This is a genomic window from Streptomyces paradoxus (assembly GCF_014202475.1).
GTDB classification, from domain to species: Bacteria; Actinomycetota; Actinomycetes; order Streptomycetales; family Streptomycetaceae; genus Streptomyces; species Streptomyces paradoxus.
The window spans coordinates 361,530-382,577 of the sequence record NZ_JACHGV010000008.1 but is presented as its reverse complement, the minus strand read 5'-3'; the positions used below and the strand labels follow the sequence as shown (position 1 = coordinate 382,577).

General features: G+C 69.6%; 21 protein-coding genes and 4 pseudogenes. 11 read left to right on the top strand and 14 right to left on the bottom strand.

Features of this window, described 5'->3' with window-relative positions:
* Positions 1-13: 13 nt before the first annotated feature.
* The 3 genes and pseudogenes from HNR57_RS26665 to HNR57_RS40920 form a co-directional block, all read right to left on the bottom strand.
* Positions 14-319, bottom strand: a pseudogene (locus HNR57_RS26665) (IS5/IS1182 family transposase); the annotation flags it as partial.
* A 550-nt stretch (positions 320-869) separates the two neighbouring features.
* On the bottom strand, positions 870-1,046 hold the full coding sequence (locus HNR57_RS26660) for a hypothetical protein (RefSeq protein ID WP_184563617.1): 177 nt from the start codon (positions 1,044-1,046) through the stop codon (positions 870-872).
* A gap of 149 nt (positions 1,047-1,195) precedes the next feature.
* Positions 1,196-1,366: pseudogene (locus HNR57_RS40920) on the bottom strand (TetR/AcrR family transcriptional regulator); the annotation flags it as partial.
* Between the two features lie 59 nt (positions 1,367-1,425).
* Between HNR57_RS40920 and HNR57_RS40915 the strand changes: the two are divergent.
* Positions 1,426-1,919, top strand: a pseudogene (locus HNR57_RS40915) (hypothetical protein); the annotation flags it as partial.
* Positions 1,920-1,945: 26 nt separating this feature from the next.
* Here the strand turns inward: HNR57_RS40915 and HNR57_RS26655 are convergent.
* From HNR57_RS26655 to HNR57_RS26645, 3 genes are all read right to left on the bottom strand, one after another.
* Positions 1,946-3,214: an MFS transporter gene (locus HNR57_RS26655; RefSeq protein WP_184563615.1), complete on the bottom strand. Its 1,269-nt coding sequence runs from the start codon at positions 3,212-3,214 to the stop codon at positions 1,946-1,948.
* Between the two features lie 52 nt (positions 3,215-3,266).
* Entirely contained in the window at positions 3,267-4,382 is a 1,116-nt protein-coding gene (locus HNR57_RS26650) for an ArsR/SmtB family transcription factor (RefSeq protein ID WP_184563613.1), read from the bottom strand.
* 1,164 nt (positions 4,383-5,546) lie between these two features.
* The gene (locus tag HNR57_RS26645) at positions 5,547-5,975 is read right to left on the bottom strand and encodes a peptidase inhibitor family I36 protein (protein WP_246554946.1); all 429 of its coding nucleotides are present in this window, start codon (positions 5,973-5,975) and stop codon (positions 5,547-5,549) included.
* Between the two features lie 340 nt (positions 5,976-6,315).
* On the opposite strand from HNR57_RS26645, the gene HNR57_RS26640 reads away from it, so the two are divergent.
* Complete coding sequence (locus HNR57_RS26640) at positions 6,316-6,891, top strand: dihydrofolate reductase family protein (protein ID WP_184563612.1); 576 nt, start codon at positions 6,316-6,318, stop codon at positions 6,889-6,891.
* Here the strand turns inward: HNR57_RS26640 and HNR57_RS26635 are convergent.
* The 4 genes from HNR57_RS26635 to HNR57_RS26620 all read right to left on the bottom strand — a co-directional run bounded on the left by HNR57_RS26635 (position 6,873) and on the right by HNR57_RS26620 (position 9,922).
* Positions 6,873-7,583: a helix-turn-helix domain-containing protein gene (locus tag HNR57_RS26635; RefSeq protein WP_184563610.1), complete on the bottom strand. Its 711-nt coding sequence runs from the start codon at positions 7,581-7,583 to the stop codon at positions 6,873-6,875. The genes HNR57_RS26640 and HNR57_RS26635 overlap by 19 nt on opposite strands.
* 103 nt (positions 7,584-7,686) lie before the next feature.
* The gene (locus tag HNR57_RS26630; RefSeq protein ID WP_184563608.1) at positions 7,687-8,664 is read right to left on the bottom strand and encodes a CU044_5270 family protein; all 978 of its coding nucleotides are present in this window, start codon (positions 8,662-8,664) and stop codon (positions 7,687-7,689) included.
* Positions 8,661-9,257 (bottom strand): RNA polymerase sigma factor, encoded by a 597-nt coding sequence (locus HNR57_RS26625; RefSeq protein WP_184563606.1) that lies wholly within the window; start codon positions 9,255-9,257, stop codon positions 8,661-8,663. Before HNR57_RS26625 ends, HNR57_RS26630 begins: the two co-directional genes overlap by 4 nt.
* Positions 9,258-9,484: 227 nt before the next feature.
* Positions 9,485-9,922, bottom strand: coding sequence for a hypothetical protein (locus HNR57_RS26620; protein ID WP_184563604.1), 438 nt, complete (start codon positions 9,920-9,922; stop codon positions 9,485-9,487).
* An 84-nt stretch (positions 9,923-10,006) separates the two neighbouring features.
* On the opposite strand from HNR57_RS26620, the gene HNR57_RS26615 reads away from it, so the two are divergent.
* Positions 10,007-10,711, top strand: a complete 705-nt coding sequence (locus HNR57_RS26615; protein ID WP_184563602.1) for a helix-turn-helix transcriptional regulator — start codon at positions 10,007-10,009, stop codon at positions 10,709-10,711.
* A gap of 171 nt (positions 10,712-10,882) precedes the next feature.
* Here the strand turns inward: HNR57_RS26615 and HNR57_RS26610 are convergent, their stop codons facing one another.
* Positions 10,883-11,233 carry an RICIN domain-containing protein gene (locus HNR57_RS26610; RefSeq protein WP_313674827.1) on the bottom strand — a complete coding sequence of 117 codons (351 nt, stop codon included), beginning with the start codon at positions 11,231-11,233 and terminating at the stop codon, positions 10,883-10,885.
* Here HNR57_RS26610 and HNR57_RS39755 point away from each other — a divergent pair.
* Complete coding sequence (locus HNR57_RS39755) at positions 11,118-11,384, top strand: beta-galactosidase trimerization domain-containing protein (protein WP_313674825.1); 267 nt, start codon at positions 11,118-11,120, stop codon at positions 11,382-11,384. The two genes, HNR57_RS26610 and HNR57_RS39755, sit on opposite strands and share 116 nt — an antisense overlap.
* A complete protein-coding gene (locus HNR57_RS40635) occupies positions 11,365-11,598 on the top strand; it encodes a Beta-galactosidase C-terminal domain (protein WP_313674823.1) in 234 nt (77 codons plus the stop codon). The genes HNR57_RS39755 and HNR57_RS40635 overlap by 20 nt, the downstream gene beginning before the upstream one ends.
* A 212-nt stretch (positions 11,599-11,810) precedes the next feature.
* Here HNR57_RS40635 and HNR57_RS26600 read toward each other — a convergent pair whose 3' ends face one another.
* Positions 11,811-12,215, bottom strand: a complete 405-nt coding sequence (locus HNR57_RS26600) for a DUF6336 family protein (protein WP_221343017.1) — start codon at positions 12,213-12,215, stop codon at positions 11,811-11,813.
* A 111-nt stretch (positions 12,216-12,326) separates the two neighbouring features.
* On the opposite strand from HNR57_RS26600, the gene HNR57_RS26595 reads away from it, so the two are divergent.
* Entirely contained in the window at positions 12,327-13,169 is an 843-nt protein-coding gene (locus tag HNR57_RS26595) for an aldehyde dehydrogenase family protein (protein WP_313674820.1), read from the top strand.
* A 140-nt stretch (positions 13,170-13,309) separates the two neighbouring features.
* On the opposite strand, the gene HNR57_RS26590 is transcribed toward HNR57_RS26595, so the two are convergent.
* Positions 13,310-13,921: an NUDIX hydrolase gene (locus HNR57_RS26590; protein ID WP_184563600.1), complete on the bottom strand. Its 612-nt coding sequence runs from the start codon at positions 13,919-13,921 to the stop codon at positions 13,310-13,312.
* 138 nt (positions 13,922-14,059) lie between these two features.
* Here HNR57_RS26590 and HNR57_RS26585 point away from each other — a divergent pair, with 138 nt between their 5' ends.
* The 4 genes and pseudogenes from HNR57_RS26585 to HNR57_RS26565 all read left to right on the top strand — a co-directional run bounded on the left by HNR57_RS26585 (position 14,060) and on the right by HNR57_RS26565 (position 19,031).
* A complete protein-coding gene (locus tag HNR57_RS26585) occupies positions 14,060-15,274 on the top strand; it encodes a hypothetical protein (RefSeq protein WP_184563598.1) in 1,215 nt (404 codons plus the stop codon).
* A 52-nt stretch (positions 15,275-15,326) separates the two neighbouring features.
* Positions 15,327-16,398: pseudogene (locus HNR57_RS41080) on the top strand (IS630 family transposase).
* A gap of 297 nt (positions 16,399-16,695) precedes the next feature.
* Complete coding sequence (locus HNR57_RS26570; RefSeq protein WP_184563596.1) at positions 16,696-17,655, top strand: SDR family oxidoreductase; 960 nt, start codon at positions 16,696-16,698, stop codon at positions 17,653-17,655.
* A 239-nt stretch (positions 17,656-17,894) separates the two neighbouring features.
* Positions 17,895-19,031 (top strand): acyltransferase family protein, encoded by a 1,137-nt coding sequence (locus HNR57_RS26565; protein ID WP_184563594.1) that lies wholly within the window; start codon positions 17,895-17,897, stop codon positions 19,029-19,031.
* A 45-nt stretch (positions 19,032-19,076) separates the two neighbouring features.
* On the opposite strand, the gene HNR57_RS26560 is transcribed toward HNR57_RS26565, so the two are convergent.
* The gene (locus tag HNR57_RS26560; protein ID WP_184563592.1) at positions 19,077-20,006 is read right to left on the bottom strand and encodes a LysR family transcriptional regulator; all 930 of its coding nucleotides are present in this window, start codon (positions 20,004-20,006) and stop codon (positions 19,077-19,079) included.
* A 71-nt stretch (positions 20,007-20,077) separates the two neighbouring features.
* Here HNR57_RS26560 and HNR57_RS26555 point away from each other — a divergent pair, with 71 nt between their 5' ends.
* Positions 20,078-21,019, top strand: coding sequence for a 4-hydroxy-tetrahydrodipicolinate synthase family protein (locus HNR57_RS26555; RefSeq protein ID WP_246554944.1), 942 nt, complete (start codon positions 20,078-20,080; stop codon positions 21,017-21,019).
* Positions 21,020-21,048: the final 29 nt, after the last annotated feature.

Genomic DNA, 21,048 nt, shown 5'->3' with positions numbered 1-21,048 from the left:
TCTGTCCGGCTGATCATGGGCGGGGCCGGATCGAGGCGAGGGTGACGGTACCCGTGGAAGACGTAGGCGCGTTTGTCGAAGGGTGTGGCCACGGCCCGGAGGTTCTTCAACGCGTTGATCGTCCGCTCCACTCCGTTCCTGCGTTTAGATCGTCTTGGGGAAGCCGGCGGGCCGTCCGCCCCTGCTGCCGCGTTTGTGCGGTGGGCCCGCTGATCTCGGGCTCGGGAATGGTGGGCTTGATCTGGCGACGTCGCAGGTAGCAGCGGTTGCGCCGAGAGGAATACGCCTTGTCACCGCCCAGGTGGCCGGGCCGGGTGAGTCCAGGCTCACCATCGACCAGTCGATACGGCTCTCGGCATCAGCGTCGGCCGGCCCGACCGCGAAGATCTTAGACGTCAGGGTCAGGGCCACGCCCCTCGAAGTCCCGCCGCACCGCAGCACCCTCGTCCTCGATCAGCCCACGCTCATCGGGGAAATCCAAAACCGTTCCGCAGTGACTGCACAACCTCCCGTCCTCGGCCGGCGCGCCGCACGCCTTACAGAACCGGTTGCCCTTCTCGATTTCAGTCCCCTGCGTCATAACTCTCCAGAAGCGGCTCGACATGCTGTGTTTCCACGCGGAGTACCCATGGCGCCCAAGTCGATACACCGCACTGCTCGTACGCAGGCCGACTGGTCAGCAGCGACGCATGAGATGGGTGTTCGCGGGCGGCACAGGCCCGCCCGGGCTTTCTGGTCTTTGGCGTGGGTGGTCGCTGCGTACATGCCCCCACACATGAGCGGCCTCAGCCCCTCCCAGGTCATCACGTTCCGTGGCGCGAGGCAGACCTGGTCCGGAGCGGCGCACACGGTGGTGATGGAGAGGTCGGTCAGTGTCCCCGTGAAACAGGACCCGGCCGAGGCGCGCAGTCGAGGCCGTCCAGCGTGGCGGTCGCCTCACCGAGGGTGTCGTCCACCGTCGCCACCAGCCCGTCCAGCGTGGCGGCCGTACCGAGGGTGCTCGGGGCATGCGAGTCGCCGGGCGACCGCGCCACAGCGTCGGGCACTGCCTCCCGTGCCTCTTCCGCTCAGACCAGACGCGTGGCTGCTTCAGGCGCGCATCCCGTGCAGCATCGTGCCCAGGTAGCGGCGGCCGGAGTCGAGCCGGGTCTGAGGGTCGTCGGCGTTGATCTGGGGCGGCGTAGGCGATCCCGCACATGAGCAGCCGCAGGTCGTCCCAGGTCACCGCAGAGCGCACGGTCGCCGCCGCGAGCGCGCGGTCGAGCAGCCGGCCGGCCTGGGCATCCATTGCTTCGGTGAGTTCCGTGGTGCGGGGCAGGACGTGGTCCGCTGCGGAGCGCACGGCGGTGATGGAGGGGTCGGTCAGCTGTGCCTCCAGTGTGGTGTTGAGGAAGTCCGTCTGAGCCTGCCAGGGGTCGTCCTCGGTCAGTCCCCGCGCTCATCACCGGCGCGGTCCCGCTGTCCGAGACAGGCGCCGCGAACGGCCTCAACACGGTGATGCGATCCATGGGTATGCCTCTGGCGAGCGCAGTCGTCGGCACCGTGCTCGCAAGCACCGCGACCAAGTGGACGGTGTCGCTCTCCCCACACTGCACGGCTTCCGGACCACCTTCCTCATCGCCACGGGTGCGGTCGCCCTGGGCCTGGTCTTCGCCCTGCTCCTCCCGGGCGGACGCCCCACGGCCAGGCCCCGGATAGGCGCGGCCGACAAGACCAGCGTGCGGGGGTCGGCGGCCGGGCGGGCCGAGGGCGCAACACTCCGCTGCCGACGAAGTAGATCGCCTGCTCGTCGGCGGAGCGTTGCGGGCGACGAACCTGTTCCCGACGCCGCCGATCGCGGGGCTCCTGCGCCTCGACAGCAAGGCGTTCGAGCGGCGGTCGACGCCGAGGAGCCGAAGGTCGCCCCGGGCCTGGGCTGACCTGCGCACCGCGATGATCCGCGCAGTCACTCCGGTTTGGCCGTGATCGCCGCCGCTTCTTCCGCTGCCGCGACGTTTGCCGTGCCGTCGGCAGTGGCGAAGGGGCCCTGACCGGGCTGCCGTGCGCCGACGCATGCGAGGGTGAGCGTGGCGGTCACGGCCAGGGCGACAACGGCGGCTCCCGAGAGCAGGAAGGCGTTCTCGACTCCGGTGAGGGTGATGGCGGTCGAGGCCACGAGGGGGGAGATCGCCAGGGCTCCGGCCACTCCGGCCTCCCACAGGCCGAGCGCCTTCGCCAGATGATGGCTCGGTATGCGCTGCTGCACCAGTGCGATCAAGGGAATGTCCGTGAGGGCCGAGGCCAGCCCAGTGGCGGTGAGAAGAAGGGCTGCGACCGTCGTGGAGGCGGCCGTTCCCAGCGGAGCCCGGAAGATCCCAAGCAGGGCCCACGCCAGCACCGCGGCCAGTGCGAGTCTGCGGATGCGCAGGCCGGTCAGGAGCAGGGCGCCCACCACTTCGGCGATCCCGGCGACGCCGAGCAGCAGGCCGTACTGGCCACCCTGTCCCACGACGGCGACAAGCCCGACAGTCAGGAAACCGTTGGTCAGGGCGAGCGCGAGCACGAATGTCACGATGACCACGAGTACCTCGGGAGCGGCCCGCACTGCCCTGAGCCCGGCGGCAAGATCGGACCACAACCCCGTTTGACCGCTGGTCGGGGCGGGGCGGGTCACGCGGATGGCGGCCACGGCGACCGCCGAGCCCAGGAAGGTCAGTCCGTTGACCACCAGCACCGACTGCAGCGAGCCGAAGGCCAGCAGCGGCGCGAGCATGAGCGGGCCGACGAAGAAGGCGGCCCGGAAGGCGACTTGCAGCAGCCCGTTGGCCTGCTGGAGGCGGTCGACCGGCACGATCTGCGGGACGATGGCGTTGCGGGCCGGGGCGAACGGGGCACCGATCAGCGCCAGCAGCGCCGTGGTCGCCACGAGCAGGGGAAGACTCAGCAGGTTGAGGGAGAGCAGGACCAAAGCCACGGCCACAACGGCCACCCGGGCCAGGTCGGTGGCGATCATCAGCTTCCGGCGGTCGCGGCGGTCGGCGTACGAGGCAACGACGAAGGTGGCAACGAACGCGGGCGCGAACGCGGAGACGCTCACCACGGCGACGGCCGTGGGGTCCTTCGTCAGTGACCAGGCCAGCCACGCGGTCGCGGCGGTGTACAGGCCGTCGCCGAAGCGTGAGATGCCCTGGCCGACGAAGAGAAGCAGGAAGTTGCGGTCCCTCAGCAGTGACATGCGGCCACTGTCGAATCCCGGCGGGGGTCTGATCCACTTATTAGGCAGATGGCTAATCAGTCGCCTCTTCGTTGCCGTGCAGGAAGCTTTCCAGGCTGGGGGTCAGGCCTGCCACCTGTCCGGGCGCAAGGCAGTACAGGACGTAATAGCCCTCCCGGCGGCGCTCCAGCAGGCCCGCGTCCGCCAGCACCCTCAGGTGCTTGGACAGGGCGGCTTCGCTGACGCCGACGAGTGGGGCCAACTCCTGTGTGCTGCGCGGGCGTTCGGCGAGCAGTCGCAGGGCGCGCAGCCGGGTGTCGTCGGCGAGCGCGCGAAGTGTGCCGACGAGCCTGGTCGGCGGGATCCTGGGGCGGGCTTCGCGGACGATCGAGGAGACGGGGAAGACGAGCCCGAGGGGCCACGGACCGTCGCAGTTGACGCGTACGTGCGGCCACACATAGGCGCTGGGGGCGAGTACGAGTGTGTCGTCCGGGCCGATGGCGACCTCGTGGTCGTGCGGCCGCTCCAGCCAGAAGCGTTCGGCCTGCGGATCACTGCGTACCTCCGGCCACAGGCCGCGGAGCATCCCGTACAGGCCGCGCTGCTCGATCTGGTGTCCGGCCTCGCTGACACCGGCGGCGAGTTCGGGTTCGAGCCGTGCCCATTCCTCTTCGAACGCCTCCCTCCAGTAGCGCTCCAGCATGCTCAGGAACCGTTCGAGCAGCGCGCGGGGGTCGTCGAGGAGCATCGCGGCCATCGCTTCGTCGCTTTCCCGTGCGACTCGCTCCCGCAACAGGCCGCGTACGTCCGGTTCGTCCAGCACGTGCGGATCCCTGCCCTCGCCGCCACCCGGCCAGGGCGTGAGCAGGGGGACGGCGAACTCCAGGCGGACCAGCTCCGGATCCGCCCCGCGCAAGCCGGCGAGTTCGTCTTCGAAGTCCGCCAGTCCGCCGGTCGGCTGCGGAAAGAGGAACTCGGGGAAGTACGAGCGCACCGCGTAGGAGAACGCCTCGATCTCCCGCTTCAGCGCCGGGGACAGCTTGCGCATCGCACGCACCCAGCCGTGCTGGACGGGGTGGTGCTTGGGCTCCACCAGCACATGGAGACTCAGTACGGCTTCCATCGTCGGCGAGTAGGCGAACCCCACCCGCTCCGCACCGCCGGCCGGGACCCGGAACACGATCGTCATGACCCGTCATCCTTCCCGCACGGCGTCCACGACGGCAGCCGCGCCGCGCCGCGGGACGCCTTCCGCACCGCTGAAGTGCGCCCGCCGGGCTGATCAGGAAAGGCTGCCCCTCGGGCACCCCCGATCACCCAACCCCTGAGCGAGACCGGCGGGGTCCGGGCGCTGCTCTCCGTCGACGCCGGGAACCGGGGTGCAGGACGCGTCGTACGGCGTGGACGCTGTCCAACTCGGCGTGGCTCCAGGCGAGGCCGATCGCAAGTCCGAAGAGGAACACGGCTGCCACGAGTTGGTAGTTCAGTGCGGCCCTGCCGTTCATCAGCGCAACCCACTTTGGCATCAGGTCTCGGTCCGAATCCCACAGTCCATGGCGGGACCAGGTGTTGAGAGCTTGGCGTGCCTGCTCGGTCCGGCTTGTCTCGCAGAGCAGCCGAACGAGACAGTAGAGGACGCCGCGGTCGCCGTCTTCGGCGCGATCGCGGAGCATCGCTTCCATCCCTCGCTCACGCAGCGATCGGTTGAGCCGTCGGCGTGCGTGCACATCTGTGCGGGCCAGGTCCGAGAGCTCTGAGAGCCGTTCCGCGCGGGCGAGCAGGCCATGTGCCACAGATGGTTGTCGTGGGCGTGATGGTCGGCGGAGTAGCACTCGGCGTGGGCGCTCACCAGGGTGATAGCCGTCTCCCAGTCTCCCGACTGCTCCGCTCCTGCACCTGCTCGAACCATTCCACCGGACGATTACCGCCTGGGGCCTGTCCGATGGGCGTGTGAGCTGGGCAGGGCCGTTCCTTGGGTCGGTAGTGTCGCGCCGACGCGGCGCACCGTCGAAAACGGCCGCGCACGCCTCTTGCACAAGCTCGCCGAACAACACCCCCCAACCCGGCGGGCAGCCGGCGCCCAGCCACGCCCCCTCCCACCGCGATGGTCGACGTCCTGCGCCACCGTCCCCTGGCACACAACGTCCCCCCGTCCAGGGGTCTGTGCGCAAGCGGGGGCCGCGACGGTGACGGACGGGCCGATCGCGACAAGGACGTCGATGCCGAGCCGGGAGACCGTCCGAGGCTCCCAGCAGGTCGGGCCCGTGCCGCGATGCCCGCCTGCCGGAACCTTGGTCATGGCGTCACAGCGGCTACTGCTGTTCCTGATCCGCAGCGGTCACCTTGCTTCTGATCAGCATTCGCCACGCCAGGTGAGGCTCTTCAGCTCCACTCCCGTCGGAAAGGAGAGCTTGTACTCGCCAGGTCCCGGGTTGTAGTGCAGGCACCTGTCCCAGGTGCGGCCTTCGAAGACCCAGGTGGCCTGGATGTGATCGGACCCGGGGCTGGGATAGCCGTTGTTCATGATGAAGCCCACCCTCAGCGAACCGGACCAGTTGCCTTCCGTCTTCAGGATCGTCGGACCGTGGTAGCCGGAGGAGCTCCAGGCGCAGACATTTCCTGTGGGGCAGTCCGGAGGACTGGGCTCGGCGGAAGCGCTCGGCGCGACGGCCATAACGCCGAGAACGGCGGCAGAGGCAGCGAGGGCTGCCGAACTCCGCTTGAGCATGATGATCTCCCAGAAATACGACGCTTCAACAGGATCCGACTCCAGGCGCAGCAAGGGACAGGGCCCTCGGAGCCGGCGCCTCGAACTGTAGGCCGCGGCAGGGCCTTCTCATCCCTGACACATATCAGGGTGCGGTATCCGCGGCTGACATTGATCGAGGGCTCGTCGATGGCAAGAAGCGAGGTGCTCGTGCACGTCGGAGACGCGGAACACCTTCTCCGGCTATTCGTCGAACGTGATCTCGACTGTCCAGGCCCCCCAACCCACACCTTCACCAAAGACACAGGGGGCTCCCCCGGCACCGCCCCCACTGATGTCGTTTCCGTCCAAGACGCCCGTCCCGGTCGAGACCTAGCCTGATCCCAGGAGCTCAGCCCGTGATGAGGAGACGCAGATGCGTAAGTTGGTCTACACCGGATTCATGTCACTCGACGGCGTTCTGGACTCGCCCGGTGGGCCCGAGGAAGGGCACCGCAGCGGCGGCTGGGTCGTGAAGGACCTGGAGTTCGTACCGGAGGCCTGGTCGCTGAAGGCCGAGGAGCTCGCCGACACGACGGCGCTGATGTTCGGCCGCCGTAGTTACGAGGCCTTCGCGTCGGTCTGGCCCGCCTCGGAGGACCACGCCTCCTACAAGGAGCTGCCCAAGTACGTCGTGTCGAGCTCACTGTCGGACGACGCCCTCGTCGGCGGGTGGGGGCCGTCGACGATCCTGCGCACGACGGAGGACGTCGCCGGCCTCAAGGAGAGTGAGGGCGGCTCCATCTACATCCACGGAAGCGCCGAACTGGCGCGGCGGCTGTCGGAAGCCGGTTTGATCGACCAGTACAACCTGCTCGTCTTCCCCGTCCTGCTCGGCGCAGGCAAGAGCCTGTTCCACCGAGCCGACCGTGACAAGCAGATGCTGTCACTGCGGGAGTCGGAGAGCTACTCCAACGGGATCCTGAAGCTGATCTACGACGTCAAGCGCTGACCCAGGTCGAGTGCGATCGCGCCGCCCGTGCCGTTGCGCAATTCTCCAGCGGTGCGGCCCACGTAGGCGCGCAGCGCCCGGGCGAGGTGCGGCTCGTCGAAGTAGTCGAGCTTGGCGACGACGTCGGCGGCCGTGTCACCGGCCGCCAGCAGTTCCGCCGCCGTACGGGCCCGCTCGATCTGCCGTACCGCACCCCGCGTCAAACCGGTGGCGGCCCGGAAACGGCGCTCCACGGTCCGTCCCGACACCGCCGGTTCGAGACCTCGCATAACTTCGACGACGAGCGGGTCACGCACCACGATCCCGGCTTTGACCAGCCGCTCCACCAAGTTCTCGGCGTCATCGGCACCTGGGGTCTGCCAGCGGGCGCCGTCCAGTCGGAACGTCCGGCGTGTGGTGTCGGGGAGCTCTACGCCACCGTCGACCAGCTCCGGTGCGGGCAGGGCCCGCAGCGAGGTGCCCACGGCGAACTCGATGCCGGTGAAGGCAGCGCCCTCCGGGACGGGCGCCGTGCTTGTCCGCGTCTCCGGGCCGGTGACGGCCGCATAGGACCGGCCGCCCTGCTCCCAGAACACCAGACCCCAGCGCACACCGGCAACGGACGTCATCGTCGTGACCTGCTCGCTGGTGCAGGTCCATACGCTGTCGACCCACGGTGAGTCCGACCGACGCGTCTCGAAGCGCAGCTCCACACCCGCAGGATACGCCGGGCCAGGCCGCGGACTCGGCGGTCCGGAGCAGCCGGTACACCGGCGAGGGGCGCCCGGTGTGACATCGGGCGCCCCTCGCGGATGCTCAGGGGCGGGCGCCGGGCTTGTTGACCACGCCCCAGGCGGCGCGGGCGCTGACCATCTGTCCGTCGTCCCGGGTCTGCCCGAGGTAGGCGTAGCTGTCGGGATCGAAGAAGATCTCCTGCTTGCCCTGCCAGCCCGAGGGTGTCTTGTCGGCGTAGGTCACGCTCACACCGATCGCCGCGCGGCCCAGCGGATCCTTCACACCGGTCGTCACCCGGGCGCCCGGAATCTTCGCCAGAGCCCGGAACAGGCCCGCCTGGACCTTCGGCGGGATCAGCACCGACCGGTACAGGACGTCGATCTCCCGCCAGTCGCGCTGCGCGCGCGTCTCCCCCTTGATGGAGTCGATGGCGTGCTCCTGGCGGATGCGCTGCATCATGCGGCCGGGGTCGCTGGGGAGGGTGGCGAGGAAGCGGTAGAACTGTCGCTGGGAGCGGTCGTCGTAGCCCTCCTGCTTCCACCTCTCCTCCTGGTTGGGGCCGTACCAGACCTGGAGCTTGTCCGGGTCGAAACCGGAGATGTCGCCGGCCGGGGGGATACCGGGCAGGTTGGCGTGTCCGGTGCCGTCCCAGCGGGTCCACTCTTCACTGCTCTGCGGCTTGCCCCCGGTGAAGACGGTGCTCTTCTCATACACCCACTGCTTCGGACCGGGTTCGGTGCTCGCGTGCTTCTCCACGGCCGCGGCGGCCAGTTCGAGGGCGTCCGCGGAGGCGCCTGCCGACAGCACCTTCGGGCCCTTCGGCGCGGAGGCTCGGGGGCCGTCCTCGGGCCCGGTCACGACGATCTGGGCGGTCACGGCGAGGGCCCCTGCGGTGGCGGCGCCGACCAGGATCATCCGGCGCCGGGGAAGGGCGGCGCGCTCCGGGCGGGTCTGGTGCCGGAGTGCCGCGGTGAGCCGGGTCCGCGGCGCGGCGAGCCGGTCGGCATCGGGAAGGGGTGCGTCTGCCCGCAGGCCGTGCAGTTCGTCAAGCTCGTTCATGCGGGGTCACCTTCGTGTATGCGAGCTTCGATGAGGGAGCCGCCGGCCGCGCCGGCCTGGTTGCGCAGTTTGCGGCGGGCGCGGTTGAGCCGGGAGCGGACGGTGCCGACGGGAATGCCGAGGGCCTCGGCGATCTCCTGATAGCCGAGATCGGCCCAGGCGAACAGCAGCAGGACGTGCCGGTCGCCCGCGGACAGACGCGCCAGCGCCCCCGCCAGTGAGCGGACGGCGGTCTCGGCGGCGAGGCGGTCATCGGCCAATTCGGTCCAGCTGTCGGCGACCGGGTCGTGGCCGGTACGGGCGAGCAGCTTCAGCGCCTGGACCTCCTCCCGGCGGTGCCGACCGATCTGCTTGGCGGCGATGCCGTACAGCCAGGGCCGCACCCCGGCGCGGGCCGGGTCGAATCGGGCCCGTATCCGAAACGCCGTCAGAAACGTCTCGGCGGTGACGTCATCGGCCGCGTCCCGGCCCAGCCGCCGGGTGACGTACTGGTGGATCGCCGGAGCGTGACGGTCGAAGAGCGCCGCGAAACGCTCGGGTTCCTCCAGTGAGGCCGCGATGAGCTCGGCGTCGCCGCCGGCCAGGTCGGTCATGGACAGTCCGTCCGTCGGTGGGGTCGATGGGTGTCAGGATGGTGGTCGGTGTTCACACCCTGTACTTGCCACATCGCGGCGACCAGGTTCACGCCACCGCCCCAAGGCTCCCCTCCGCTTACCGCCCGGACTGTCCGCAGACCGGACACACCCTTGGCACCCGGCGGGTGAGCCGATGGACGCGACGCCCACCCGCCTTGTCACCTCCTGTGGCTGCGGGCTTTCGGTCAGTGAGACTGCCGCTTGCCGCCGTAGTACTGGGCGAGCCGGGCGAGGGCCACCGCGCCGAGCAGCAGGCCGAAGTCGCGCAGCGCGATGTCGTAGTAACCCGGGGTGGTCAGCAGGTTGACGATGACCCCGGCGAGCCATCCGGCCACCAGCCAACCGCCGAAGCGCGGGGCGAGCGCGACGACGAGGCCCGCAACGATCTCGATCACTCCGACCGCGTACATGGCCGCCTGGGCACTCCCCGGAACGATGTCGTTGATCCACGGGGCGAGGTAGGCGGGCCAGTCCACGAGCAGGTTGGCGAATTTGTCGAGCCCGAACAGGATCGGCGCGACGGTGAACCCGGTGCGCAGGATGACGAACGCCTGGTAACCGGGATCGCTGAGCGCGGGCCGCCGGGAGGCGGCGGATGGGGTGGTTGTGGTTGCGGACGACATGACGTCCTTCCTTCTATCGACAACTCTCACTAACGATAGAAGCGGGGAATAGTTCTTTAGTCAATCGCTGTTGGTTTTACACTGGTGTTCGTGGACCCCTCGAAGGACGTAACCCGCCCCGACGTCTCAGCCGTCGCCGCTCTCGACGAGCCGACCCGCAGGAGGCTCTACGACCACGTCGTGCGCCGGCCGGAACCGGTCAGCCGCGACGAAGCCGCCGAGGCCCTCGGCCTCGCCCGGCAGACGGCGGCCTTCCACCTGGACCGGCTGGCCGACGAATCGCTGCTCGACGTCGTCTACGAGCGGCGCAGCGGCCGCACCGGACCCGGAGCAGGCCGGCCCGCCAAGCTCTACAAGCGGTCCGCCAAACAGGTCACCGTCAGCCTCCCGGAGCGGCATTACGAGCTGGCCGGACGGCTCCTGGCCCAGGCGCTGGAGGAATCCGAATCCACAGGTGAAGCGGTGCGTTCGGTTCTGCACCGAAAGGCCCACGGGCTGGGCGCACAACTCGCCGGCCCGGGCCAGGCGGATGTGTTCGCCGTACTGGAGGAGAACGGCTTCGAACCCCGCTCTGACGGTGATGCCATCGTCCTGGGCAACTGTCCCTTCCACGCGCTCGCCCGCGAGCACACCCAGACGGTGTGCGGCATGAACCTCCACCTGCTCCGCGGCCTGCTGGACGGGACCAGCGAAAGCAGCCTCCAGGCACGCCTGGCACCCAGCCCCGGTCACTGCTGCGTCCGTCTGGAGCCGGATTCCTCACCGTCCACCAGCGTGCGCCCCTCCTGAGGACACCACCCGCCGCTCCCGGTCCACATCGGACACCAACGCACCGGCGACGGTGCGGAGCAGGGAGCGGTACCGGCCCACGACGACGACGGCCTGCGCCCCTCCCCCGACGGTGGCGTCGACGCGGTCGGCGGGGGCTCGCCGACCGAGTCGGCGAGCCCGGCAAGCGGATCAGTTGATGCGGACGATCTTCCACAGTTGGTCGTCAACGCTCAGGCTGTTCCACTGGACTACGGCCGCACCGTCGGCGATGGAGGACTGGGCGACACCGGCCACGAGGGCGCTGTTCACGTTCCGGAGTTTGTAGTAGCCGTCGCCCGCGTCGGTGAGGGGCCGCTTCTGGGAGTCGGCGCTGGAGGCGGTGTTCTGAACGACGGCGGCCGCTGCGGTGCCGGCCGAGTTACGGATGTCCAGGTTGAGGGTGCTGTTGACGTTCCTGATGGTCCAGGCTCCGTTGCCGACGGACTGGAAGGTGAACAGCTGGCAGAAACAGACCCTGTGGTCCGAACGCGTCCGCCTCACGAGCGCCGAGGCCATCGCTTCCTACGCCGGTGGGCCACTGGCCGGCGTACCAGCCGTGGCGAGAAACGCCCACGGCACCGGCGTTGCCTGGTACCTGACCACCCGCCCCATCCGGCCACGCTGGCCGCACCGTGGACCGTATCCGCGATGAGGCCGGCGTCCGTCCCGTCCTCGCCCGCCCACCGGACGGCATCGAGGCCGTCCGCCGCAGCGGCACCGAGGCGGACCATCTGTTCCTGATCGACCACTCCGGAGCCGGCGCCGAGATCCCGGCCCACGGGGTGGAACTCCTCACCGGCCAATCCGTCCACGGATCGGTTTCCGTGCCCGCCGGGGGCGTTGCCGTGGTGCGGGAGGCGCGCTGAGGAGAGCGGCCCAGAGCGAGACAAGACCGCCCCCACCCGGACGGCTCCGAAGTCCGGGAGGGAACGCGACCCGCAGGCGGCTCTTCCCCGCAGTGTCGCGCCGTTGAGCGAGGCCAGGCGTGCACATTGGAGTTCGGGCCGGGGACCAATCGAATCTCGTACGGTCGCTCTTCGCCTGTCGTCTGTCGCGTGTCGCGTCGGGCGCGCGTGGCTCAACTGCCGTACAGCCAGCTGCCGTACTCGGCGCCCTCCACGAGGAAGTGCAGGCCGAAGGCGCCGGGGAGCAGCACCAGAGCCAGTACCCCGACCCGTAGCAGTACCGGGGCCGCGACCGTGATGGGCCCGGCCTGGCCCGTGACCGTGTGCCAGTCGCGGCAGCGCCGGATGTCTCCCCCGCAGGTCCACCAGAAGAAGAGCCCGAGGAGGATCCCCATCACAGCTATGAAAGCGGCCAGCAAGCCGACGACGCCGAGGAACGTCCCGCGGTCGTGGTGATCGCCGACGAACAGGGAGGCCACCCCGAGCAGGGGCACGGCGGCCAGCCCGTACAGGGCCCCACGCGCCGCCACGTCCTGAATCCGCAGCAGGGGTCGGATGATCGCGTCCTCAGTGCGCATACGCGGCACCGTAACCCAGTCATGTGAAGGCGGCAGCGCCGGGGGCCGCGGCTCTCCACCACCGCAGGCAACGCGCCTCTGCGTCATTCGAACGGGTGAACGGCCTCGCCGGTGACCACACTGGTGATCGCTGACACCGACGTGTCCGACGTGACCGCGCGGCTCGTCGAGGACGACCGCCTCGCGGCCGTCACCCTCACCGGAAGCAACCGGGCGGGCGCGTCCGTCGGTTCGGCGGCCGGGCGCGCGGCGAAGAAGTCCGTGCTGGAACTGGGCGGGTCGGACGCCTTCGTGGTCCTGGACGACGCCGACGTCGAAGCCGCCGCGGCGGCCGGGGTGAAGGCGCGCTTCACCAACTCCGGGCAGAGCTGCGTATGTGCGAAGCGGTTCATCGTCGCCCCCTGCGTGGCGGATGCGTTCACCGCCGCGTTCGTGGCGGGTGTCGAAGCCCTGCGCGTCGGCGACCCGCGCGAACGACAGACGCAGATCGGCCCACTCGCCCGCGACGACCTGCGGGCGGCGATCCAGCGACAGGTCGAGGAATCCGTCGCCGCCGGAGCTCGCCTCCTGACGGGCGGCAAGCCCGTGCCCGGCGACGGCTTCTTCTACCAGCCCACCGTTCTGGGCGACACCGGCCCGGGAATGCCGGCCTTCGACGAGGAGACCTTCGGCCCGCTGGCCGCCATCGCTGTCGGGCGGGACGACGAGGACGCCGTACGGCTTGCGAACGCCACGCCGTACGGGCTCGGTCTGAGCATCTGGACGGCCGACCCGAGCCGTGGCGTCGCCCTCGCCCGCCGCATCACCAGCGGAACGGCCTTCGTCAACGCGATCGTCGCCTCCGACCCCCGCCTGCCCTTCGGCGGCACCAAGCGCAGCGGCCACGGCCGCGAACTGGCCGCCGCGGGCATCCGCGAGTTCACCAACACGCGCACCTACTGGGTCGGCGACTGATCGGATCACGATCTGCCACGCCATCGCACAGGACCTGTCTGCCACCCACCGGCAGAGAGGTCCTTGCGCCGCCCGTACGCAGCTGGGTCAAGTCTTCGGTGCCGAAGTGCCGGCCACCGTCATCCTCGACCGGCTCGTCGTCATCGCGAGTGCGCCGACGCATGCTGCAGCTTGTGGGTGAAGCGGTGCATGTGGGGGTCGAGCAGCTCGTCCGATTCCTCGAGCACCTGCTCGGCGGTCAGCCATCGGATCGCGGTGAACTCCTCCTGGTCGTAGGAGGCGATGGTGTCAGCGTCGGCGTTGAGGAGGTACCAGAGCGAGACGTCGGTGTGTGCGCCCTGTCCCCGAGTCTCGGTAACGGTGAGGAAGAGGGGGAGTTCGCCGGTGATCGGCGATGCCGTGGCCTGGATGCCCAGCTCCTCACGACATTCGCGCACCACCGTTGCCCACGGGTCTTCCTCCGGCTCGACGTGTCCACCGGCCGGCAGCCACAGGCCCGCCTTGCGGTGCGCGACGAGCAGCAGATGACCGCTGGTGTCGTCGAGGACGACGAAGTAGCTCACCAAGTGCATTGCGGGAACATCCGGCTTGCGCACCCGGTAGACCGGGGCTCCGCCGGCGATCCACTGCGTCGCGGTCATCAGATGGGTGCGCTCCAGGTCGTCCCAGGGTTCGATGGCGCCGATCAGTTCCAGAAGGCGGGCACGAGGCTGAGCGTCATGGCCGGCGAGAGGGTGGCCAGTTGAGGTCATCCGCGCATCCTGTCAGGAGGCACTGACATTGATGTCGAGACACAACCGGCCGGCCCAAGTCCGGCGCCTCCCGCCTGCGTTGCGGTTCCGTTATCCCCCGGCGTGCAACCGTGGGGCGGGTGCCGCTGTCGTACCGTCGTGATATCCCGTCATCCCTCCCTCACGCGCGCCGGTTTCGGCGTCGCCACAGCCGCGGCCGCCCTGGCTGTCGCGGGGTGCTTTGCCGGCGCACCGGCCGAGCCGCCGCACCCCGTCTTCTCCGCTCCGAAGGCGCAGCAGCCCGCCAAGGCCCTCGAAGCGACCCTGGCGACGGATGCCTTCGCGTTCCGGCAGGCCATGACCTTCGAGCTCGGCACCGGTGAGGCGGTCCTGACGAGCGAGGGCCGGATGGCCCCGAAGGCGGGACACGCCGTCGGCACCCGGTCGTGGACCTTCACCAAGCGCGTCACCACGGCGCAGCGGGAGGCGCTGCTGGGCTCCTCCCCCGCGCCGTCTCCCCAGCCGGCGGAGCTGGGCGTGGCCGTCGAGGGAACGGACGTGCTGGTGCGGCCGGGCACCGCGCCGTACTGGATCCGCCATGCCCCGAGCGACTTCACCCTCGACGGCAACCGCAACGTCGAGTCATTGGCCGGCACCCAGGTCCCGTTCGGCGGGACACTGCTGGAGCTGCTCTCGTCCGGAGGTCGGGTGACGAAGTCCACGCCGACGGGGACCGGGAGGACCTACACGATCCGCACCACCGCTCCCGCGGCCCTCACCCTCTTCCCCAAGGACCTGCGGGACATGCTGCACCGCGGGACCGACGAAGCCGCCGCACCCCTGCCCGTCGACCTCGTGCTCCGCACCGACGGCAAGGGGCGCTTCACCCGCGTCTCGGCCGATCTGGGCGCACTGAAGGCGCGGGAACGGGGTTCGCTGCGGAGCTTGAAGGGGATCCGGGCCGAGCTGACAGTCAGTCAGCACGGCGCGGGTGCCCCGAAGCTGCCGTCCGCCGCCCGGCAGCTCCCCGCGCGGGACACGGTCCGGGAGATCGATGAACTGGAGCCTGGCGCCTGCTTCGACCCGCACACCGGCACCGGCTCCAACCGCCTGGTCGTGAGCCGCCCGTGCGAGACGAAGCACGGCGCCCGGATCCTGGCCCAGCCGGAAATGACCACCGCCTACCCAGGGGCCGACAAAGCCCGGCAGCAAGCCGAAACCGCCTGCGACCGAGCCGTCCCGGACTCCCCCGCCGCCTGGCGGGCAGAGTCCGCCGGGCGAGACACGCACTGGTTCACCTGGCCCACCGACAAATGGGACTGGAACGAGCACGGCGCAGCCCGCGCCACCTGCTACACATTCACCAACTACTGAGGATTTCTGCCTAGGGTGACGGTGATCTCGGTGGTGGGCGTATCTCGGTGTCATGCGGTATCCCGATGGGGGTGGCCTGACCGCGAAGCAGCGGGCCCGGCGGGAGCAAGTGCGGTTCGAGGCTGCCCAGTTATTCGTGCAAGGGGTGACGCCGCCGCAGGTCGCGCGGCGGTTGCGGGTCTCGCGCAAGTCCGCTTACGCCTGGCATGCCCGCTGGCGGGACGGCGGAGTGGCGGCCCTGCAGTCCAAGGGGCCGTCCGGGCGGCCCTCCCGGATGACACCGGACTGGCGGGCCTGGCTGGCCGCCGAACTGGAGAAGGGGCCGGCCGCGCACGGCTGGGTGGAGGACCAGCGGTGGACGCTGGCCCGGGTGGCGACGGTGATCGCGCGGCGGTTCCATTGTCCGTTTCAGTTCGGCGCAGACCTGGCGCATCCTGCACCAGATGGGCTTCACCGTGCAGGCCCCGGCGCGCCGGGCGGCCGAACGCGACGAGGACGCCGTGACCGGCTGGATCAGGGAGACCTGGCCCCGGGTGGAAAGACGGTGAGGGACCAGGACGCGTGGCTGTGCTTCGCGGATGAGTCGGGCCAGATGCTCCGGCCGCCGAAAGCACGGACCTGGTCCCGGCGCGGTCACACGCCCCTTGTCAGGGCCAGGGCGGCAGGCTCGGGCCGCATCTCCCTGGCGGGCCTGGTCTGCCGCAAGGCCGGCCGGCGCACCCGGCTGATATTCCGGATGCTGGTGCACCACAGCCGCAAAGGCGAGAAAAAGGGCTTTCGGGAGAAGGACTTCGCCTCATTGCTGGATGCCGCCCACCAGCAACTCGGCGGCAACATCGTGCTGGTCTGGGACAACTGAAGCCACCACGTCGACGCCGCCATGCGCGAGCTGATCGAAAAGCGGCCGTGGCTGGCGGTCTACCGCTTCCCGACCTACACCCCCGACCTCAACCCGGCCGAGGGTGTGTGGGCGCACTTGAAGAAGAGCCTGGGGCAATCTGGCCCCATACAGCATCGATGACCTGGCAGGGCTGGTCCGCACGCGACTCAAACGGATGCAGTATCGGCCCGACCTGCTCGACGGGTTCATTGCCGAAACCGGACTAATCCGGGTCCCACCATGACGTCAGCCCGAACCGAACACCTCAAATATTTCCGGCAAAGCTGTCTCTGTCCTGCGCCTATCGGCGCGGGGCTGGTCGCCGGTCGACGCGGAACAGCGGCCCGCTGACGCGGTGTCACGACGACTCCGGCGCCCTCTGGGCCTGCCGTCAACGAAGTTGTCGCCAAGTGCATCCTGGTAGACTTCCCGGCCTCGATCCGCAGCCGTGGCACTGCGGCCGTGGGCACGGCAGAGGCCGTCCGGTGCCCCGGGCCGGGCCCGGTGCAAGATCTCCGCTCACGCGTTGAAAGGTCTTGCCGTGGACAGATTCGAGCAGAATGAGAAGACGCCGGTAACCGAAGGTATCTGCCTGCTGACCGTCGTCAGCCCGCGCAGAGATGAAGGCAACAGCCCGACCGGGATCGTCGGCCGGTGTCTCGCCCGACAACTGCTCGCCATGGGTCGGCATGTGCGGGTGATGGCCGAGCCGGACCAGTGCGATGGCTGGCCTGACACGGTCCACGTCGTGGAGGGGTCCATCACCCGGCCGCTGGAGTGTGCCCGAGCCTTCGACGGTGTCGAGGCCGTGTTCCTCGCCGGTGCTCATCCGTCGACGGTCCAGGACGCCCTCACTCTGGCGCGAAACGCCTCCGCCCGTAAAGTCGTTCTGTTGTCGTCTCACGGACCGGAGTACGAAGAGGCGAATCCGCCGGAGACCTGGTTCTGGCTGGCGATTGAGAAGGCGGTGGAGCACTCGGGCATCGCCTGGACGCACATCCGGCCGTCGGCTGTGATGGGTGCCGTCATCGAGGGCACGTACCCGGCGACAGGGTCGGACTGGCCTGACACCGTCCGCGCCGACGGGGTGGTCCGGGAGGCTTTCCTCAACCAGGGCCACTACCCCTTCATCCACGAGCAGGACCTCGCCGCCGTCGTGGCCGCGGCACTGATCAGCGACGATTACACCGGGACGGTCGTCGAGGCTGTGGGCCCGCCGCTGAGCACGCGTTCACGGATACAGAGCATCGCCACCGCTCTCGGCCGCGACATCGACACGGTCGATCTGGCGGCGGACGAGAGTCGGGCGATCTGGCGACGTCGTGGCTGGCCGGACGGTGCGATCGACGTGACGCTGTACGCACTTGAAGAGTACGGCGCCCTCTTCGCCGAACTCGTTCAGTGGACACTCGACCAGCGGCCGTCCGTGCAGGACATCATCGGCCGCCCACTGCGCACCTACGACGACTGGGTGAGCGAGAACATCGACTCATTTCGCTGACCTCGGCGCTGAGCACAATTTCCCGCCGGGGCCCTCCACAGACGAGGCGATGGCCGACCGGGGTTCACTGGGCGGCCGCGAGTTTGACTCAAGCGGGTTGGTCCATGTTCAGGGCATGCCGGGTGCGGCTCGGTGCGTGGTCATTCGGTCGACTCACAAACCATGGAGGCACCATGGCGGCACCGGCGGGTCCCACAGCGGCCAAGACATCGTTGTCCAGGCTGCCTTCCCTCACCGGGATGCGATTCATCGCCGCCTTCATGGTGCTGATCTGCCATATAGGAATCGTTCTGGTACCCAGCGTGCAGAAGCCTTGGCTCAACTGGACCGAGCCGTACGTGTACGCGTTGGGGCCCACCGGTGTGGTCTTCTTCTTCGTCCTCAGCGGGTTCGTGCTGACCTGGTCGGCGCGGCCGGGTGACACCAGCCGGCTCTTCTGGCGCCGACGCCTCGTGAAGGTGTACCCGAACCACCTGGTCACGCTGGGCGCCGCCGTGGTCCTGATGCTCGTCGCGAACAACGCGGTGACTACGGCCAACACCCTGCCCACCCTCTTCCTCGTGCAGAGCTGGATCCCCGACCAGGAAGTCGTGCTGAATTACACCTCCAACGCCCCCACCTGGTCGCTCGCTTGCGAGCTGTTGTTCTATCTGGCCTTCCCCGCGCTGCTCCCCCTGCTGCGCAAGATCCGGGTCGAGCGGTTGTGGCTGTGGCTCGGCGGCGTCGCACTCCTGATCTGCACGTTGCCGTTCGTCGCGCTGTTGCTGCCGGACGAGCCGATGATGACGAACACCGACGTGCCGTGGTGGCCGCTGTGGTTCACCTACTACTTCCCGGTCAGCAGGATGCTGGAATTCATGCTCGGAATGCTGACGGCGCAGATCGTGCTCAGCGGACGCTGGATCGGGTTGCCGCTCGTCCCGGCCATGCTGCTGGCGGGAGCGAGTTTCGTCGTCACCGCCGGGTTTCTGCCGGAGATGTACAGCCAGGCATCCGCCATCGCGCTCTTCCTCGCACTTCTCATCGCCGCGGGCGCGACGGCAGATGTGCGCGGCCGGCCTTCCTTCTTCCGCAAGCGCACCATGATTTTCCTCGGAGAGATCTCCTTCGCCCTGTACATGGTGCACTGGCTGGTCATCTTGTACGGCCCGATGCAGATGACCAAGGCGGACGGCTGGTCGGGCCACTCGACGGTCTCCCAGGCTCTGCTCGACGCAAGTCTGACCGTGGTGATCACCCTGCTCCTGGCGTGGTTGCTCTACCGGCTGGTCGAACGCCCCGCTGTGCGCCGCTGGAGCCGACCGGCCACGCGCGGCAGGTCTCCGGCAGCGGACGTGGGGGCAGGCCCCGCAGCGGAGTTGCACGGCGAACGCTGAGAGTCGCGATCCGGTTCGTGGCACCGTATGGACCAGAGCCGGAACTCACCTATTGCCCAGCCCCTGGACCGCTGTTCGCGCCGCCGCCACGAACGCAGCGATCGCAGGGTGCGTGCCGCCGCCCGCGCGGAAGGCGACCTTCGAGCGGCGGAAGAGGGGCAGCCGGGTCAGGGCCACGCCCTCGGGGGCGTGTTCGGTGGTCATCTCCGGCACGAATCCGGCCCCTTGCCCGATGGCGGCCAGTGCCAGGACCGTACGGAAGTCGTTGACCTGGTGGCGGATGCGCGGCTGGAATCCGGCCGCCTGACAGGCGCGTACGGCCATCGCGTGACCGGTCGTGCCCTCCCGGGCCGTGATCCATGGGGACGTGGCCCACGGTCCGAGCAGCTCCGCCAGCGTGCCGCCGGGGGCGGCGGGACCGGTCGCGGGAGTGCTGTCGGCGGTGCGGCCCGTGGCCAGGTACATGGGCTCCTCCAGCAAGGGCACCTGGTCGACGGTGGTGTCCGGTGACGCGGGAACGAAGTCGTAGTCGTGGACGAGGGCCACATCGAGTTCGCCGGCGCGCAGGCCGTCGGAGACCCGCGCCGAGTCGATCTCGCGCACCATCGGCTCCAGTGCCGGGTGCCTGCGGGCCAGTTCGGCCAGCGTGGCGGGCACGATCGCGGGGCCGCCGGAGGGGAACGTCCCGATCTGCAACGGCCCGCCGAGGCCCTCGCGCGCCCCGGCCAACTGGGACACCGCCAGCTCAAGGCGCTCGAGAACGGCGTCGGCGTGGGTGACGAGGATGCGACCCGCGGGCGTGAGCACCACCCGCCTGCCGCTCCGCTCCAGCAAGGGCACACCGGCCTCGCGCTCCAGCACGCCCAGTTGCTGGGAGACGGCCGAGGCGGTGAAGGCAAGCGCCTCGGCCACGGCGGCGATGGTGCCGCGTCGGTCCAGTTCGCGCAGCAGGCGGAGACGCCGGACATCAAGCATAAGTTGATCTTACGCATACGTGTAGAAACATGAGCTGGATCTACTGGGTTCGAGTCGGTCAGGCTGGATGCATGAAGCCCGATGCGAACCTCACCGGCCTGTTCGTCCCCTTGGTGACTCCGTTCACCGACGACCTGCGTCTCGCCCCGGACGCGCTCGCCCGCCTCGCCCACGAGGCGCTGTCGGCCGGCGGTGCGCGCGGACTCGTCGCCCTGGGCACCACCGCGGAGGCGGCCACGCTGACCGGCGAGGAGAAGCAGGCCGTGGTGCGCATCTGCTCGGCCGCCTGCCGGGCACACGGAGCTCCTCTGATCGTCGGCGTCGGCACCAACGACACCGCCGCCGCCATCACGACGCTGCGGGAACTCGCCCAGAGCGGTGACGTCACAGCGGCGCTGGTTCCCGCGCCGCCCTACACCCGCCCCGGTGAGGCGGGAACACTGGCGCACTTCACGGCACTCGCCGAACACGGGGGCCTGCCGCTGGTCATCTACGACATCCCGTACCGCACCGGTCAGTCCCTCAGCACCAGCACACTGAAAGCGCTCGGGCACCTGCCGGAGGTCGTCGGGGTCAAATACGCCACGGGCGCGATCGACGCGGCCTCGATGGAACTGCTCGGCTCGTCGCCACCGGGCTTCGCGGTGCTCGGCGGCGACGACGCCGTCATCTCGCCACTGCTCGCGGCGGGCGCTCGCGGCGGCATCCTGGCGTCGGCCAATGTCCGCACCGCCGACTACGCCGAGCTGATCACCCTCTGGCAGCGCGACGCCGCCGGACCGGCCCGCAGACTGGGAGCCGAGCTGGCCCGCCTGTCCGCCGCGCTCTTCGCCGAGCCGAACCCCACCGTGATCAAGGGGGTGTTGCACGCCCAGGGCCGCATCCCCAGTCCGGCCGTCCGGCTACCGCTGCTGGCCGCCTGCGCCGACTCGGTCCGGCGAGCAACGGACTTGGCCACGACCAGGACCCGCCAAAGCCACGAAGGGCACCGAGAGGCCGAGGCCGCGGCCTGACGCGGACACGTTGCCCGACAGGGCCTGGC